Consider the following 15,071-nt stretch of genomic DNA (forward strand, 5'->3'; position numbering starts at 1 on the left):
ACAACACCAAGCCCGAATCAGCCACTACAAACGACGCGGTCACACACCACCCGAAGCTGCCCACCCGTCACGACAAAGACCGTTGCAGTACTAGGACGCTTTTGCGGCCGAGACGGTCCATCAGGTAACTCGTAGGAAGCCCGACCAGGGCCATACCGAGCGTGAAACCGGTGGCGAGCAGCCCTGCCTGGTCGAGGGAGAACCCGAACTCCGCGCGGATCTCCGGGAGCAGGGGGTAGAAAACCTGCCGATCCATGGCGTTGACCATGTACGACACGCACAGCACCGCGAACCCGACGACGACCCCGGCGCGCGTGAGCGACCTGGAGGAGGGCCCGGAGGAAACGGCCTGTGCAAGGGGTTTATCTGTCATGTGAGGGTTCCTTGAGGGACGACGACAGACGGCGCCCGAATGGACGGACACATGTCCGTCTAGCGAACACGTAAGCGTTGGGCGCAACGATGGGCACCGCATGAGGGCCTGTCAAGACATCCCGCACACCCATCCGTTGACAGACAACCGGGGGCGACGCCCCACGCACAGGGCTTCGGTGAACGTGACGCAACCTGCCCGGAAGGCGTCGTGCGGGTGGTATTGCGACAGCATTAGCGCATCGTCCGGCACCCGCGCCACGGGAGAACCATGGCGGAGCAGGTTGGAGTCCATGGCCTCCGGAAGGCCGTGCAGTCGGCCCCTACGCCCCGATCGCGGAGGGCCGCGCCCTCCGCGGACAATCGTCCGCTTCTATTTGCGCGCGCACAAACATATGTTACGGTCACGCTAACTGCCCCGGAGATCGCACCACCGTGATGCCATCTTCCGGGCGGTATCAGCGGCAGCGGGCGAACCACGTTCCGGCGCGACTCAGTACACCGCGGTCCTGTCCTTGCCCCAGCGATCGATCATGATGGGAATTCCGCCTCGCGACCTCGCTCGGCGACCTTCCCGTGGCCCCGGAGAACGAACCACACCGTCGATGAACGGAGAGGACGATGGGAAGTCACAGCAGTGAGGTGCGGGACGGCATGCGCATCGACTGGGATGTCCCGATCCCGATGGACGACGGGGTGGTGCTCCGGGCGGACGTGTTCCGGCCGGCGGACGAAGGACGCCACCCGGTGATCATGACGCACGGTCCGTACGCGAAGGGGCTTGCCTTCCAGGAGGGCTATCCGGGTATGTGGGCACCGCTGTCCGCCAAATACCCGGACGCGACGGCCGGCTCCTCCAACCGCTACCAGAACTGGGAGACCGTCGACCCCGAGAAATGGGTGCCGGAGGGGTACGTGTGCGTCCGCGTGGACTCGCGGGGCGCCGGGCGCTCACCGGGTCTGCTCGACATCTTCTCCCCGCGTGAGACCCGGGACTACTACGAGTGCGTCGAGTGGGCGGGCACCCAGCCGTGGAGCAACGGCAAGGTGGGTCTGCTGGGGATCTCGTACTACGCGATGAACCAGTGGCAGGTCGCCGCTCTGCGGCCACCGCACCTGGCGGCCATCTGCCCATGGGAGGGCGCCAGCGACCTCTACCGCGAATTCGCGCGGCACGGTGGGATCCTGAACACGTTCACCTCGGTGTGGTTCCCGGTGCAGGTGGCGGCGGTGCAGCACGGTGTCGGCGAGCGGGGCGTCCGCAACCCCAACACCGGGGCACTCGTCGCGGGGCCCGCCACCCTTTCCGACGAAGAACTGGCCGGGCGCCGTGCCGACGCTGCCGCCGAACTGCTCTCCCGCCCTGTCGAGGACGGCTGGTACCGGGAGCGCTCACCGGAGCTCGAGAAAATCGACCTTCCCGTGCTATCTGCCGTGAACTGGGCCCACCACCTCCACACCCGGGGCGGGTTCGAGGGTTACGCCCGCGTCGGATCGGCCGACAAGTGGCTGGAGGTGCACGGCAACGAGCACTTCGCGGAGTTCTACACCGACTACGGCGTGGGCCTGCAGAAGCGCTTCTTCGGGCACTTCCTCAAGGGGGAAGACACCGGCTGGAACCGGCAGCCGCCGGTCCAGCTCAACGTGCGCCACGTCGACGGGACGTTCGAGCAACGCGCGGAGCAGGAGTGGCCGCTCGCCCGTACCCAATGGACTGAGCTGGACCTCGATGCGGGGACCGGGGCACTGAGCGAGAAGGCGGACACTGTTGAGGAGCGTGCGGACTTCGCCGCCACCGGCGAGGGACTGACCTTCACCACCGAGCCCTTCGCGGAGGACACCGAGATCACGGGGCCGGCCGCCGCCCGCATCTACATCGCGTCCACCACCACCGACGCGGATCTGTTCCTGACCCTGCGGGTCCTGGACCCGGACGGCAAGGACGTGACCTTCGTCAGCGGCCTGGATCCAGCCGGCGTGGTCGCCATGGGCTGGCTGAGGGCCTCCCACCGCGCCACCGACCTCGGACGCAGTCTTCCCTACCGCCCGTGGCACACCCACGACCGCGTCAAGCCGCTCACACCGGGGGCCGTGGTCTCGCTGGACATCGAGATCTGGCCCACCTCCGTCGTGGTGCCGGCTGGCTACCGCCTCGCCCTGACCGTCACCGGCCGTGATTTCGAGCTGCCGGGCACCGGCCCCTGGCCCCAGGTCTACGGCGTGCCGATGAAGGGCCACGGCATCTTCCTGCACAACGACCCCGACGACCGCCCGGCCGACGTCTTCGCCGGCACCACCACCCTTGTCACGGGCCCCGCCCACCCGTCCCACCTCCTGCTCCCCTTCGTACCCAGGAGCACGCACCCGGCGTCGTGACCGCGGCGCCCCGCCGCGAATCATCCGCAGGGCGTGACCATGGTGAGCTGCGGCGCCGGCGAGGGGACCCGGATACCGCATCGCCCCCGAGCGGTCAGCTCAAAGGACTTGCTCGGCCCAAATTGTCTTGCCCAGTGAGGCGTAGCGGGTTCGCCAGCGATGGCAGCATCGGGCGAGGCTCTGTCTCACATCCGGTGGTAACGCCTGGTGATGTCAAATGCGTTGAGTAATAACCGCAGCTCAGGCCGCGGCAGACGCCCATGGGCCGCACGGAGCAACTTCATGGTGGAAGTCGGCCAGGACCCCGGCGGTATCGCCTCGGTCTGCAATAGAACCCTTCAGAGCGACCTCCGCCACGATGACTCTCCGCCACCACCGGATGTGGGACAGAGCCGTTCTTTGTGCAGTCCCTCTCCGCATGCGCACAACCCGGCCCTCCGGCGTGCCGACTCACCCCTGGGAGTGACCGAGTTCCACGTCGACGTCCTTGGCGCTTCCGTTGCCGACGGTGATCGTGGTCGCCATCGGCGGGAAGCCGCTGGCTATGAGCGAGTACTCGCCCGCGTCCAGGTCGCCGAAGGCGTAGGAGCCGTCGCCGCCGGTGGTGCCGCTCGCCACGACGTTGCCCGCGGCATCGACGAGGGTGACGCGGGCCTCGGGCAGCGGCAGCCGGCCGGCGCCGCCGAGGACGGTGCCCCGGACCCGGCCGCCGAGCCGCAGGGCGATGTCGACGTGGTTCGGGCCGGTGCCGGCGACCTCGACGGGGAGGGCGACCGGCCGGAAGCCGGTGGCGTTGACGGCGAGGGTGAAGTCGCCCGCGGAGAGCTTGTCGAAGCCGAAGCCGCCGTCCTGCCCGGTGCCGCCGCTGGCCAACACCTCGCCGCGGATGTCGGTGACGACGACCACGGCGCCGTCGACCGGGATGCCGTCGGCCTCGGAGGTGACGGTGCCGGTGAGGCCGCCGGTGCCGGACAGGACCACGTCGTAGGCGACCGGCTCCTCGCCGACCACGACCGTGGAGGCCTGCGGCTGGTGGCCGTCGGCCGCCGCGATCAGCACGTACGAGCCGGCGCCGGGCGCGCTGAGCGCGTAGCCGCCGTCGGGGCCGGTGGCGGCCCGGCCGAGCTGCTTGCCGGTGAGCGAGATCAACGTGAGCGTGACCCGCTCCACACCGGAACCGTCGGAGTCGCGGACCTCGCCATGGATGACGCTGGCATCGGCCACCGCCGCTTGTTCGGGCGCGGCGAGCCGGGGTGCGGCCTGTGCTGCCGCCCGCTCCCTGGGCTCGGCGGCACCCATCGCCTGCTGCATCCCGCTGGCGGTCCTCAGTGGCACTTCCTTGATGAAGACCACCAGCAGCAGCGCCAGGAACGACAAGGGGGCCGCCACCAGAAAGACGTCACCGGCGCCGTGCCCGAACGCGGACTCCACGACGGTGCGGATCGGCGCCGGGAGCGTCTCGAGGTCCGGTATGCCGCCGTCGGCGGAGCCGGCGGACGTCATGCCCAGCGCGGACAGGCCGTCCTTGGTGTAGTCGGTGACCCGGTTTGACAGGAGGGCGCCCAGCGCGGAGACGCCGATCGCGCCACCGAGGGTGCGGAAGAAGGTGACGACGGAGCTGGCCGCGCCCAGGTCGGCGGTCTGCACCTGGTTCTGCACGGCGAGGACCAGGTTCTGCATCATCATGCCGACGCCCAGGCCCAATAGCGCCATGTACATCGCGGTCTGCCAGAACGGGGTGTCGTACCGCAGGCTGCCGAGGAGAGCATTGCCGCCGGTGAGCAGGACGGCGCCGGAGACGAGGAACGCCTTCCAGCGCCCGGTGCGGGTGATGATCAGGCCGGAGACGGTGGAGGAGGCGGACAGGCCCGCGATCATCGGTATGGTGCAGATCCCCGCCATGGTCGGCGTCTTGTCGCGGGCCAACTGGAAGTACTGGCTGAGGAAGATCGTGCCGCCGAACAACGACACACCCAGGAGGAGCGAGGCGACTGAGGTGAGGCTGATGGTCTTGTTGCGGAACAGCCGCAGCGGCATGATCGGCTCGCTCGCCCGCGATTCGACCAGGACGAAGATCAGGACGAGCAGCAGCGCGCCTGCGACCATGGCGCAGGTCTGCCAGGAGATCCAATGATATTTGTCGCCGGCGAAGGTGACCCAGACCAGCAGCAGGCTGACGGCGGCGGTGATGAAGAAGGCGCCCGCCCAGTCGACTTTGACCTGGCGCTTGACGACCGGCAGGTGCAGGGTCTTCTGCAGCACGATCAGTGCGGCGATCGCGAAGGGTGCGCCGATGTAGAAGCACCAGCGCCAGCCCAGCCAGTCGGTGTCGACGATGACGCCGCCGAGCAGCGGGCCGCCGACAGTGCCGATCGCGAAGGCCGCGCCCAGGTAACCGCTGTAGCGGCCGCGCTCCCGCGGCGAGATCATCGCGGCCATGATGACCTGGGTCAGCGCGACCAGGCCGCCGACACCGACGCCCTGGACGACGCGGCAGGCGATCAGCATCCCGGCGTTCTGCGACAGACCCGCTACCAGTGAGCCCGCCACGTAGATCACCAGGGCCAGTTGGACCAGCAGCTTCTTGCTGAACAGGTCCGCGAGCTTGCCCCACAGCGGGGTGGTGGCGGTGCTGGCGAGCAGAGTGGCGGTGACGACCCACGTATAGGCACTTTGTCCACCGTGCAGGCTGGTGATGATCCTCGGCAGGGCGTTGGAGACGATCGTGGACGACAGGATCGCCACGAACAGCCCGAGGACCAGTCCGGTCAAGGAGCGCACGATCTGCTGGTGCGACATCGGTCCCGAATGATCTGGTTGGCTGCTGGTGTTGGCGTGCGCCCTCCGTATACGGGCCGGTGATGTCGTTGTTGCCATCGTCTTCCTTTTCGTGGAGTCCATGGAGGCCAAGGGCAATTGGCCAGGGCCAGAGTCAGGGGCAGGGACCGGGCACAGGCGTCGGATGCACGAGGTCCGCAAGGAGTCGCGCACGTGGTCGCAAAGCCGACTCGGCGCTCGCCCACCCGGTGAGTGATCAGCCGCAGCTGCTCCGCCACATGTGCTGCCTGTAGAGCCCGCACACTGCGCCGACATCCGGGTGGTGACGAGCGCATTGACTCGCTGATGTCGGTGGGCTCCGCCGGGCTCACGGAACGCCTGCCGATGACGGGGTGCGAACGGAAGCGGCGGCTGACTTCTCGTACAGCTCCTGCGATGCCCAATGGGCACCACGTTCCACTCATTCTTGCCCGAAGTAACCGTAAACGGACTTGATTTGTGGAGACAAATTTTTATGAGTAAAGACTTTCAAACGCGATAACCCGTCTCCGGCAAAGAGGGCGTACGCAGCATGCAGGATGGCTTCGGCATAAGGTCGTGCACGATCAGGGAACTTGCTATCGACAGGGCAGGCCGGCCACTCGCCGATGGGTATGCGGCGACGCCACCTTCGCGCTCGTTGGCTCTCATTGAGCCCGCGCGAAGGAGCCTGGACGAGAGCCCGAGCGCCGAGACCCCGGCTGAGCCTCCGCCGCACCGCACCCGCCTCGCGCCCAGCGCCAAGGCCCCGGGGGTACGTGCCATGGACAGCACCAACGCGGCAGCGACCCGTGCTCCTGGATATTTTCCGTCACTCGGCGGAGTTCAGCCCTCGACGGTGACGGCTCGTCGGTTCTTGGCGGTGGCTGGTTCCAGCGTCTGGGTCGGTTGTAGGCAGCCTGGGGTCCGGTTCCAGCGACGGTTGGATGCCGCGCTCCACGGCCTGTTCGGTGGTGCTGCTGAGCAGGGGAGCGGCGGCAGCACCACCGCGGCTGGCTCCCATGGCCTGGATCGGTTGGTCAGAGCGGCCCCGGCATCCGGGCGAGTGGGCCGAGGCGTTATGGACGATCTCCAGCCGGACAGGGTTCTCCGCGGCGTCGCGGTGCGCGCATGGCGTCGGTCAGGAGTCCCGCACGCTCGGCATTGCCTCCGTAGACAGCGGCTCGATCCAGTGCGTTCAGACCGCTGGTCTCGATGTCGGACACCGCGCGCTGCAGGGAACCGCGGTAGGGATAGTCGGAGCCGAGCAGAATCCGCTGTGCCGACATCGTGGCCTCCGCGCAGCTCAGTGCGGGCTGATGGTAGGAACAACTGTCCACAAGGCAGCGGGTGCGCAGGTATTCCAGGCAGTCGTACTGCGCGGCGCCGGTGCCGCTCTGATCGATGAGGCGCTGAGCGAGGTAGGGAAGTACCCCTCCCAAGTGGGGAATGATCAGCGTCAGTTCAGGTACGCGGTCGAGCGTCCCGGACAGCATCAGCTGCGCCGCCGTCACGGTTTCCTGCACGGGCGAGGCGATGCTGCCGAACAGCGTGAACGCCTCGAACGAGGGGTGCGCGGTGAAGTCATCCATGACCGGGTGCAGCATGAGGGAGAAGTTGCGGCGGGCCATCGCCTGGTAGACCGGCTCGAGGCGAGGCTCGTACAGACTCCAAGGACGCGTCACAGAGAAGCCGATGACGCCCTTGACCAAAGGGTGTCCTGCTACACGCTCGAGCTCTTCCAGGCTGCCCTCGGTGTCGCCGAAAGGAAGTGCGATGAGCACCGCGAACCGGTCTGGACGCCGTTCCGCTGCGGCCAGCAGCTCGTCGTTGCAACGTCGGGCCAGGGCGAGATAGCCGGCCCGATCGTCGCCCGGCGAGAGACGGCACGGGTGCGGGATGGACAGCAGGGCGGCGTCGATTCCGCACGCGTCCATCTCGGGCAGCCTGCCGTCGAGCTCGACGCAGGGTTCGGTCAACATCTTGAGGCCAGGGGATTCCTTGGCGACAGCCTCCGTGAGAGCAGGAGGGGAGTAATGCTGATGCACGTCGATGATCATGCTGGTCCTTTCTCGGAGTTGCCCCGGAAGCGGCCGCTCAGTCGGGCATCGCGGCGACGATCTGTTCCTCGGTGAGCGGCAGCGAACGCACGCGCACGCCGAGGGCGTCGTAGAGGGCGTTGGCGATGGCAGCGGCCGTCGGACCCTGTGCTGTCTCCCCGACACCGAGGGGCGGATTGCCATCGCCCGGCATCAGTGCGATATCGACCGCGGGGACCTCGGAGAAGCGCAGGATCGGATAGCTCTCCCAGTCCTCGCTGGTGACCGTCATCCGGTCGAAGCGCACGCGCTCCTTCAGCGTCCAACTGGTGGCTTGAACGGCACCGCCCTCGATCTGGTTCCGCGCGCCGTCCGGGCTGATGACCAGCCCCGCGTCCACAGCAAGGGTCAGCCGCCGTACCCGGACCTCGCTCACCGCCTCCACCTCGGCGACCACTGCGCAGTATGCGGAGGTGTTCTTGTACCGGGCGTAGGCGATGCCGTGCCCCAAGGATTCCGACGGCCGCCAACTGTCCCATTCCGCACGCCGTGCGACGGTCTCGACGAGGGCACGCGCCCGGGGGTCGGTCAGATGTGCGAGACGGAACTCCACCGGATCCCGTCCTGCCTCCAGGGCAAGTTCGTCCATGAACGACTCAGCCGCGAACACGTTGACGAAGGCGCCGAGCGACCGCAATGCGGAGGTTCGCAGCGGGACGGGCAGGACACGGTGGTTGACCGCCTTGCGGTACCCGAAGTCGTAACCGGGGACAGAGTTGCGCCCGGCTGCGCCACCATGGGTAAGGGGCGCCTCCGGCCCCGACTCGATCTCTTTGCCACCCTCTCGATGGCTCGCAGCCAGCAATCCGATCGAAGGCGTCATACCGGGCCGGGTGATGTGGCTGTTGCCCCAGATCTCCTGCTCCCAGGCCAGCACCTCTCCACCGGTGCCGACGTCGGCTGCGACCCTCACCACTGCTGCCGGTCCGAAGGGGGACCAGCCCAGTTCGTCGGCGCGCGACCACACGACCTGCACGGGACGGCCCGGAACTGCCAGGGCCAGCAGGGCCGCGTCCATGGCGCTGTCGTCCGCACCGTTGTGCCCGTAGCAGCCAGGCCCCTCGACATGGGACACGGTGATCTGCTTATCGCTCATATCAAGCGCCCGGGCCAGCTCCTGGCGCAGAATGTAGACACCCTGACTGTGCGTCCAGACAGCAAGCCGGTCCTCGCCATCTTCCGTGGTGAGGAGCGCGGTTGCGCTGGAAGGCCCCATTGACGCGTGTGCGATGTACGGGCGGTGGTATGTGGCTTCGTGGGACCGGGCCACCGCGAAGGCGGGGGGGCGCTCGCCTTGGTCGGCGAGCAGAGTGGTCACACGGGGGGCGGTGGTGAGGAACTTCGGAAGGTCGTCTTCGTCCGGGAGTGTCGGCGACTGTTGCCACACAGCACCCTTGCGCAGGAGCTCCACAGCTCTCAGGGCCACTTCCTCCCGATCCGCGATCACGGCAAGGAAATTCCCGTCGCGCACGGTCGTCACGACACCGGGCACGGCCAGGGTCGGCTCGGTATCCGCGGTATCCAGCGTCGCGCCCCGTGACGGCGGCCGCACGATTCGGCCGTACAGGAGCCCCGGGAGCACGAGGTCGTGTGCGAACCGGGACCTGCCGGCCAACTTGTCCGGCAGGTCGACGCGGGGCGCGTTGGTGCCCACCACCCGGTAGGCCGACTCGGACTTCGGTGCGACCGTCGCGGTAGCAGGCCGGTCGAGCAGTGCGTCGTCAGCCAGCTGCCAGTAGGTCGTGGTCCGCCCGTCAGGCGTGGTGATGCGCCCGTCGTCGACGGTGAGCTGCGTCGCATCGCACTGCATCAGAGCCGCGGCACGGTTCAGGTAGACCGCCCGAGCCTCCGCACAAGCGAACTGCAGTGCGGCACCGGAGTGCTGAATGGAAAGGCTGCCCGCCGTGAGCCCCTCGTTGGGGCTGACGCCGGTGGTGGCCGCCGTCATCCGCACCCGGGACACGTCCACGTCCAATTCCTCGGCGGCGATCTGCGCGAGGGCGGTGAGCACCCCCTGGCCGATCTCCACCTTGCCGGATCGGACCTCCACCTGGCCCTCTGGGTGGATGCGCAGCCAGCTGGACAACCAGGGGTTCGCTGCCAGGGACGGGGGCATCGCAGGTGTCGCCGGCGGTGTGGTCATCGGCCGGCCTCCGCTCGCATCTCGGTGGCGGCAATGAGAACCGCTCCCACCAACCGGTTGTGAGCGCCGCACCGACACAGGTTGCGGTCCAGAGCCTCGCGCACCTCGTCCTCCGACGGGTTGTCGTTCTCTTCCAGCAGGGCGGCCGCTGCTATCACCATGCCGGAGACGCAGTACCCGCATTGCGCCGCCTGCGCCTCCACGATCGCCCGGGCGACTGGGTGGGACTCGTCGGCGGTACCCAGCCCCTCGATCGTGGTTACCTCTTTGCCGTCGAGCGACCACACCGGGGTGTCGCATGAGAAGGTCGGATGACCGTCGACGAGGACGAAGCAGGCACCGCAGAGACCAAGCCCGCACCCGAAGCGGGTGCCCTTGAGGCCCAAATGATTGCGAAGCGCGTACAGCAGTGGTGTCTCCTCCTCGGTGCGCACCTCCCGCTCCTGCCCATTCACCCGAAGAGTGATGGGGGCAGGGCCTCCAGCGTTCTGATCCACCACGGCTGCCTCACTCTCTTTCCCTTACGCGCGAAGTCCACTGCGTGCGTCAGCGGGCCCACTCCGTCGCCGGCCCCGTCTCCCAGGCCTGGCAAGCGATGCCGCCGTACAGCGAGGTACCGCGGCGGCCCATTAAGTCGAGATCGGGCACCCAGTAAAACTGAACTATTTCCTCGACTTTAGTCGAGACAAACCTCCGCTTGCAAGTCTGTCCGTCGTCGCGGATCTCACCCCGGGGCTTGCTTCCCTATGGTCAAGGCCGCCGCCAGGGTCTTCGGATCGCCTGCTGTCCGTGATCGTCGTGCCGGTCGAGTACGGCAGTCGCCCCTTTGGGCATGGTCAGGCCGTGCTGCCGCCAGCGCCGGGACGGATCAGCGCCGTTATCAGCCGGGCTTTGTTGCCGTGCTGAAATCCGGTGGTCGCGGCGGAGCGCCGCGCTGGCCGCAGTCGGGTTGGCCCTCGGAGGGACGCCACCGCTCAACCGCGTGACGGGCAGCCGATCCGGAGATTCCACACCGTCGGAGGGGGCTCCGCGGACCGCGCCCTCGGATGCGCGGGGTGCCGGGTGCCCGGGGCAGATCTGTGAGCGCCATGGTGTCGGGCAGGTCGGTCTTCTCATGAGCCGGTTTCAGATACGGCGGCAGCACGAGCTATCGCGCGATGATTCGGAGCACGGCCAAGGTGGAAGCGGGGGAAGTTCGTGAGCGGGAGGCTACACTCGTCGTCCGCCCGTTCAGGCTGCAGACGGAGACTTCAGTGAGTGATGCGCCCCGCGGCGACTCCACGTTCAGGGTGTCACGGCCGCATCGTGCGGATGCTTTGCGGAATTTTGATGCCCTTTTGGCCGCCGCGAGAGACTCTTTGGCAGAGGGCGGTCCGACGGTCCCTTTGGAGGACATCGCTCAGCGAGCGGGGGTGGCGATCGGCACGTTGTACCGCAACTTCCCTACGCGTCAGCACCTGTACCACGCCGTCTTCGCGGAAGAGGTTGAGCGGCTCTGCGAGGTCGCGGCCCAGGTGGCCGATCTTCCGCCCTGGCCTGCGTTTGAAGCGTGGAGCCGGCGTTTCATCGGATACGATGCAACCAAACAAGCCATGCAGGGAACGCTGGATCGCAATTCAGAGATTTTCCGGGCTGGACGAGAAGCCTTGCGCGCTGCTGGAGAGCCGCTCTTTCGCAGGGCGCAGGAGGCTGGCACCATCCGTCCGGATGCCCAGTTGGAGGATGTCATTCGGCTTGTTGTCAGCGTGGCAGCGGGATCGTTCCTGGATGATGCGCAACGCGAGCGCGTGCTCTGCCTGGCGTTCGACGGCATTCGAGGAACGAGACGAGACGTACACGGTCTGGGACATGCTCCGGAATCGCAGCCCAGAGGGGGCGCGGGGTGAACGGCCGCTTCAAGACGTTGGCGTGTGGTGGCCCAGGGCGCCCGGATCTCGTCATCACTCGCAGCTTCGGGCCGAGCGATCGCGCTCCGAGCGTGCGTGACTGCCGATCGCCTTAGATGAACAGCCACACCGATCCGTGCACGATCCATGACCGTCACACATGCGGTTGCAACGGTCGGCTGGGGCGAGCCGTCCCTGGGGTCACAGGCCGCCCGGCGCTGCAGATGGAGGGACTGATGTGTACCGATGGCCCGGCGCGCCAAATGTCACGCGGCGGACGTGGCGCTCGTGGTCGGTTCGGAGACCCTAACCCTGGTGATGAGTGACGAGGGGATCGGCATCCCTGAGCACGGACGCCGAGGCGTGGGCGGGACGCCTTCTGCTTGCACGGCCAATACGAGCGCCGGATCTCCGACGGGTACGGCACCCCTTTAAGAGGTCGCCCGTGATGCGACCGGTGTGCTTGTCTCGACACTGACGTCGTGTTCGCGGCGGATGGCGTCGCGGTAAACCTCGCGCAGCCGCCTGCCCCGGCGGACCGTCCCCACCCCCGGCGACACCTGCTGGGATCTCACTGTTCCGCTTGTCGCCCGGGAGTCGATCGCTATTTGCGGTCGATGATCCGGACAGGCTGCCCGGTGGTGCGAGCGATGGTTTCGAAGTCGCGGTCGTTCTACACCAGCACGAGTCGCGCTTCTTTCGTGGCTTCGTCACGAGGAGACGCAGGCACCGGCGGGGCCGGGGCGGCGTGCATTAGCGTGCGGTGCGCACCCCGTCCAGCGCGACCCCCAGGACCCGGTCGCGCTGGGTCTCCTCCGGGAAGTAGGTGGAGCTGATGCCCGAGACCATGCGGAGCAGGTCGTCGAAGGAGATGTCGGTGCGGGCCTCGGCGGCCTTCTGGGCGCGTTCGAAGAGCGGGCCGCCCGCCTGGTACATGGAGTCGCGGCAGGCCAGGAAGACGTCGGACTCGTTGTTGAGGGCCTCGCGGATGGCCCGTTTGGTCACGGTGTAGTCGACGAAGCGGCGCAGCCAGGAGGTCAGCGCGTCCCAGGGCTCCAGGGCGGCGACGTCCTGGGCGACGCGGCACAGCTCGTTGACCTCGTCGGCGTAGACGGACTCGAAGAGGTGCCGGCGGGTCGGGAAGTTCCGGTAGAGGGTGGCGATGCCCACACCCGCACGGCGGGCGATGTCCTCCAGCGAGGCCTCGGCGCCGTTCTCGGCGAAGGCCTCGCGGGCCGCCGCCAGCAGGGCGTCGTAGTTGCGGGCGGCGTCCCTGCGGTGCGGGCGCTGGGCCGCGACGATCTCGCTGACGGGATACGGCTGGGCCGTCACTTCTGCCTCCCCGGCCGGAACACTTTGAAGTCGAGGTATTCCTCCGATATAGTGGAGGAATACCTCGACTTTATCGGCAGGGGGCGCACTTCTGTCGACACGTGTCACCACACGCGCCGACCGCGCCCCGATTCACCCCGTTACGGGCCTTGCACCGACGCAACGCCCCTCCCCTGACTTCCGGCGGACGCCGGCGCCCCTCACACGGGCCGCGCCCCACTCGCCCGCCCCGCACCACCAGCCCGCTCACACACCGCTGCCGGACGCATCCGCACCCGGCCGCGCCCTGTCCGGATCCGAGAGGCTCCTTCATGCCCCGACGCTCCACCCGCCTCACCTTCGCGGTCCTCGCGACCGGTGCGGGCGTGTTCTCCATGCTCCAGTCGCTGATCGCCCCGGCCCTGCCGACGGTCCAGCACGCGTTGCACACGTCCCAGTCCACGGCGACCTGGGTGATGACGGCGTACCTGCTGTCCGCCTCGATCTTCACGCCGATCCTGGGCCGCCTCGGCGACCTCATCGGCAAGAAGCGCACCCTCGTCGGCGTCCTCGTCGTCCTGACCCTCGGCTGCCTGCTCGCCGCGCTCGCCCCGACGATCGGCATCCTGATCATCGCCCGCGTCGTCCAGGGCATCGGCGGCGCCCTCTTCCCGCTGTCCTTCGGCATCATCCGCGACGAGTTCGCGCCGAGCCGGGTCAGCCCCAGCATCAGCAACCTGTCCGCGGTCATCGCGGCGGGCGGCGGCGTCGGCATCGTGGCGGCGGGCCCCATCGTCTCCGCCCTCGACTACCGCTGGCTGTTCTGGATCCCGGTCGGCATCGTGGCCGTCACCGCGCTCATCGCCTTCCGCTACGTGCCCGAGTCGCCCAGCCGCGCCGAGGGACGCGTCAACTGGCTCGGCGCCGGCCTCCTGTCCGGCTGGCTGGTGGCCCTGCTCCTGCCGCTCAGCCAGGCCGGCAACTGGGGGTGGACCTCGGTCCGCGTGATCGGGCTGTTCGTCGCCGCGGTGGTGCTGTTCGCCCTCTGGCTGCTCGCCGAGGCACGCTCCCGCCACCCGCTGATCGACCTGCGGATCATGCGTCTGCGCGCGGTGTGGACGACCAACACCGCGGGCCTCCTCTTCGGCGCCGGCATGTTCGCGCTCTGGTCCTTCCTCCCCGGCCTCGTCCAGACCCCGCGCTCCGCGGGCTACGGCTTCGGGGCGAGCGTCACCTCGGCCGGCCTGCTGATGCTGCCGATGCTGGTCGCGATGTTCTTCTCGGGCGTGCTCAGCGGGCGCCTGGAGCCGGTCGTGGGGGCCAAGCGCCTCCTCGTCGCCGGCGCCGCGCTCGGCGCGGTGGCCTGCGGATTCCTCGCCGCGTGGCACGACCAGCAGTGGCAGGTCGCCACGTCGGCCGGCATCTTCGGCCTCGGCATCGGCCTCGCCTTCGCCTCGATGGCCAACCTCATCGTGCGCAGCGTCCCGCCGGAGCAGACCGGCGCCGCCAGCGGCATGAACGCCAACATCCGCACCATCGGCGGCTCCATCGGCGCCGCCCTCACCAGCGTCCTGGTCACCAGCCGCCTGCAGCCCTCCGGCCTGCCCTACGCCTCCGGCTACACCCACGGGTTCGCGCTGCTCGCCGTCCTGCTCCTCGCCGCGTCCCTCGCCGCCCTCCTCGTCCCGGCCCTGCACGGCCGGCACTCCGCGGGAGGCGTGGTCCGCGCGTCCGACACCCCGGCCCTGGTGGAGACGAAGGCCTAACCTGGCTTTCGTATGACGGTCGGCTCGTCGGCGACCCGTGCAGAACGGACGAGGCTCCCTGGCGGTTGAGCGAGATGTCTGACGTCTCAACTCTTCGGCCGGGGAGCCTCGTTAGTTACGCATCCTGCAGCACTGAACCTGCCTCATGCGCTGCGATGCTTATCGTCACCCTCGAGGATGACCGCCGCTGCAAGCTCCTGCCCTGGCAGCGCGCCGCCCTGCTCGCACTAGTACTGCAACGGTCTTTGCCGTGACGGGTGGGCAGCGGGCTCGTTGAGGTGGGCATGGGGTGGGATGTGGTGCTGTCTGATGCGAGCCGGTG

General features: G+C 68.3%; 9 protein-coding genes. 3 read left to right on the plus strand and 6 right to left on the minus strand.

Going from position 1 to position 15,071, the window contains the following annotated elements:
- Positions 1-67 precede the first annotated feature (67 nt).
- Positions 68-373: an MFS transporter gene (locus tag ACIP9H_RS41925; protein ID WP_401597969.1), complete on the minus strand. Its 306-nt coding sequence runs from the start codon at positions 371-373 to the stop codon at positions 68-70.
- Between the two features lie 620 nt (positions 374-993).
- Here ACIP9H_RS41925 and ACIP9H_RS41930 point away from each other — a divergent pair.
- A complete protein-coding gene (locus tag ACIP9H_RS41930; protein ID WP_401597972.1) occupies positions 994-2,748 on the plus strand; it encodes a CocE/NonD family hydrolase in 1,755 nt (584 codons plus the stop codon).
- Positions 2,749-3,198: 450 nt separating this feature from the next.
- Here ACIP9H_RS41930 and ACIP9H_RS41935 read toward each other — a convergent pair whose 3' ends face one another.
- The 4 genes from ACIP9H_RS41935 to ACIP9H_RS41950 all read right to left on the minus strand — a co-directional run bounded on the left by ACIP9H_RS41935 (position 3,199) and on the right by ACIP9H_RS41950 (position 10,286).
- Positions 3,199-5,625 (minus strand): MFS transporter, encoded by a 2,427-nt coding sequence (locus tag ACIP9H_RS41935; RefSeq protein WP_401597974.1) that lies wholly within the window; start codon positions 5,623-5,625, stop codon positions 3,199-3,201.
- A gap of 998 nt (positions 5,626-6,623) precedes the next feature.
- Positions 6,624-7,604 (minus strand): amidohydrolase family protein, encoded by a 981-nt coding sequence (locus tag ACIP9H_RS41940; RefSeq protein ID WP_401597977.1) that lies wholly within the window; start codon positions 7,602-7,604, stop codon positions 6,624-6,626.
- Between the two features lie 37 nt (positions 7,605-7,641).
- On the minus strand, positions 7,642-9,786 hold the full coding sequence (locus ACIP9H_RS41945; RefSeq protein ID WP_401597980.1) for a molybdopterin cofactor-binding domain-containing protein: 2,145 nt from the start codon (positions 9,784-9,786) through the stop codon (positions 7,642-7,644).
- Positions 9,783-10,286, minus strand: a complete 504-nt coding sequence (locus ACIP9H_RS41950) for a (2Fe-2S)-binding protein (RefSeq protein WP_401597983.1) — start codon at positions 10,284-10,286, stop codon at positions 9,783-9,785. Before ACIP9H_RS41950 ends, ACIP9H_RS41945 begins: the two co-directional genes overlap by 4 nt.
- Positions 10,287-10,943: 657 nt before the next feature.
- On the opposite strand from ACIP9H_RS41950, the gene ACIP9H_RS41955 reads away from it, so the two are divergent.
- The gene (locus tag ACIP9H_RS41955; protein WP_401597985.1) at positions 10,944-11,672 is read left to right on the plus strand and encodes a TetR/AcrR family transcriptional regulator; all 729 of its coding nucleotides are present in this window, start codon (positions 10,944-10,946) and stop codon (positions 11,670-11,672) included.
- 753 nt (positions 11,673-12,425) lie between these two features.
- On the opposite strand, the gene ACIP9H_RS41960 is transcribed toward ACIP9H_RS41955, so the two are convergent.
- Complete coding sequence (locus ACIP9H_RS41960; RefSeq protein WP_401597988.1) at positions 12,426-13,004, minus strand: TetR/AcrR family transcriptional regulator; 579 nt, start codon at positions 13,002-13,004, stop codon at positions 12,426-12,428.
- 311 nt (positions 13,005-13,315) lie between these two features.
- Between ACIP9H_RS41960 and ACIP9H_RS41965 the strand changes: the two genes are divergently transcribed.
- Entirely contained in the window at positions 13,316-14,749 is a 1,434-nt protein-coding gene (locus ACIP9H_RS41965; protein WP_401597991.1) for an MFS transporter, read from the plus strand.
- Positions 14,750-15,071: the final 322 nt, after the last annotated feature.

Source organism: Streptomyces sp. NPDC088732 (assembly GCF_044751205.1).
In the GTDB taxonomy this organism is placed as follows: domain Bacteria; phylum Actinomycetota; class Actinomycetes; order Streptomycetales; family Streptomycetaceae; genus Actinacidiphila.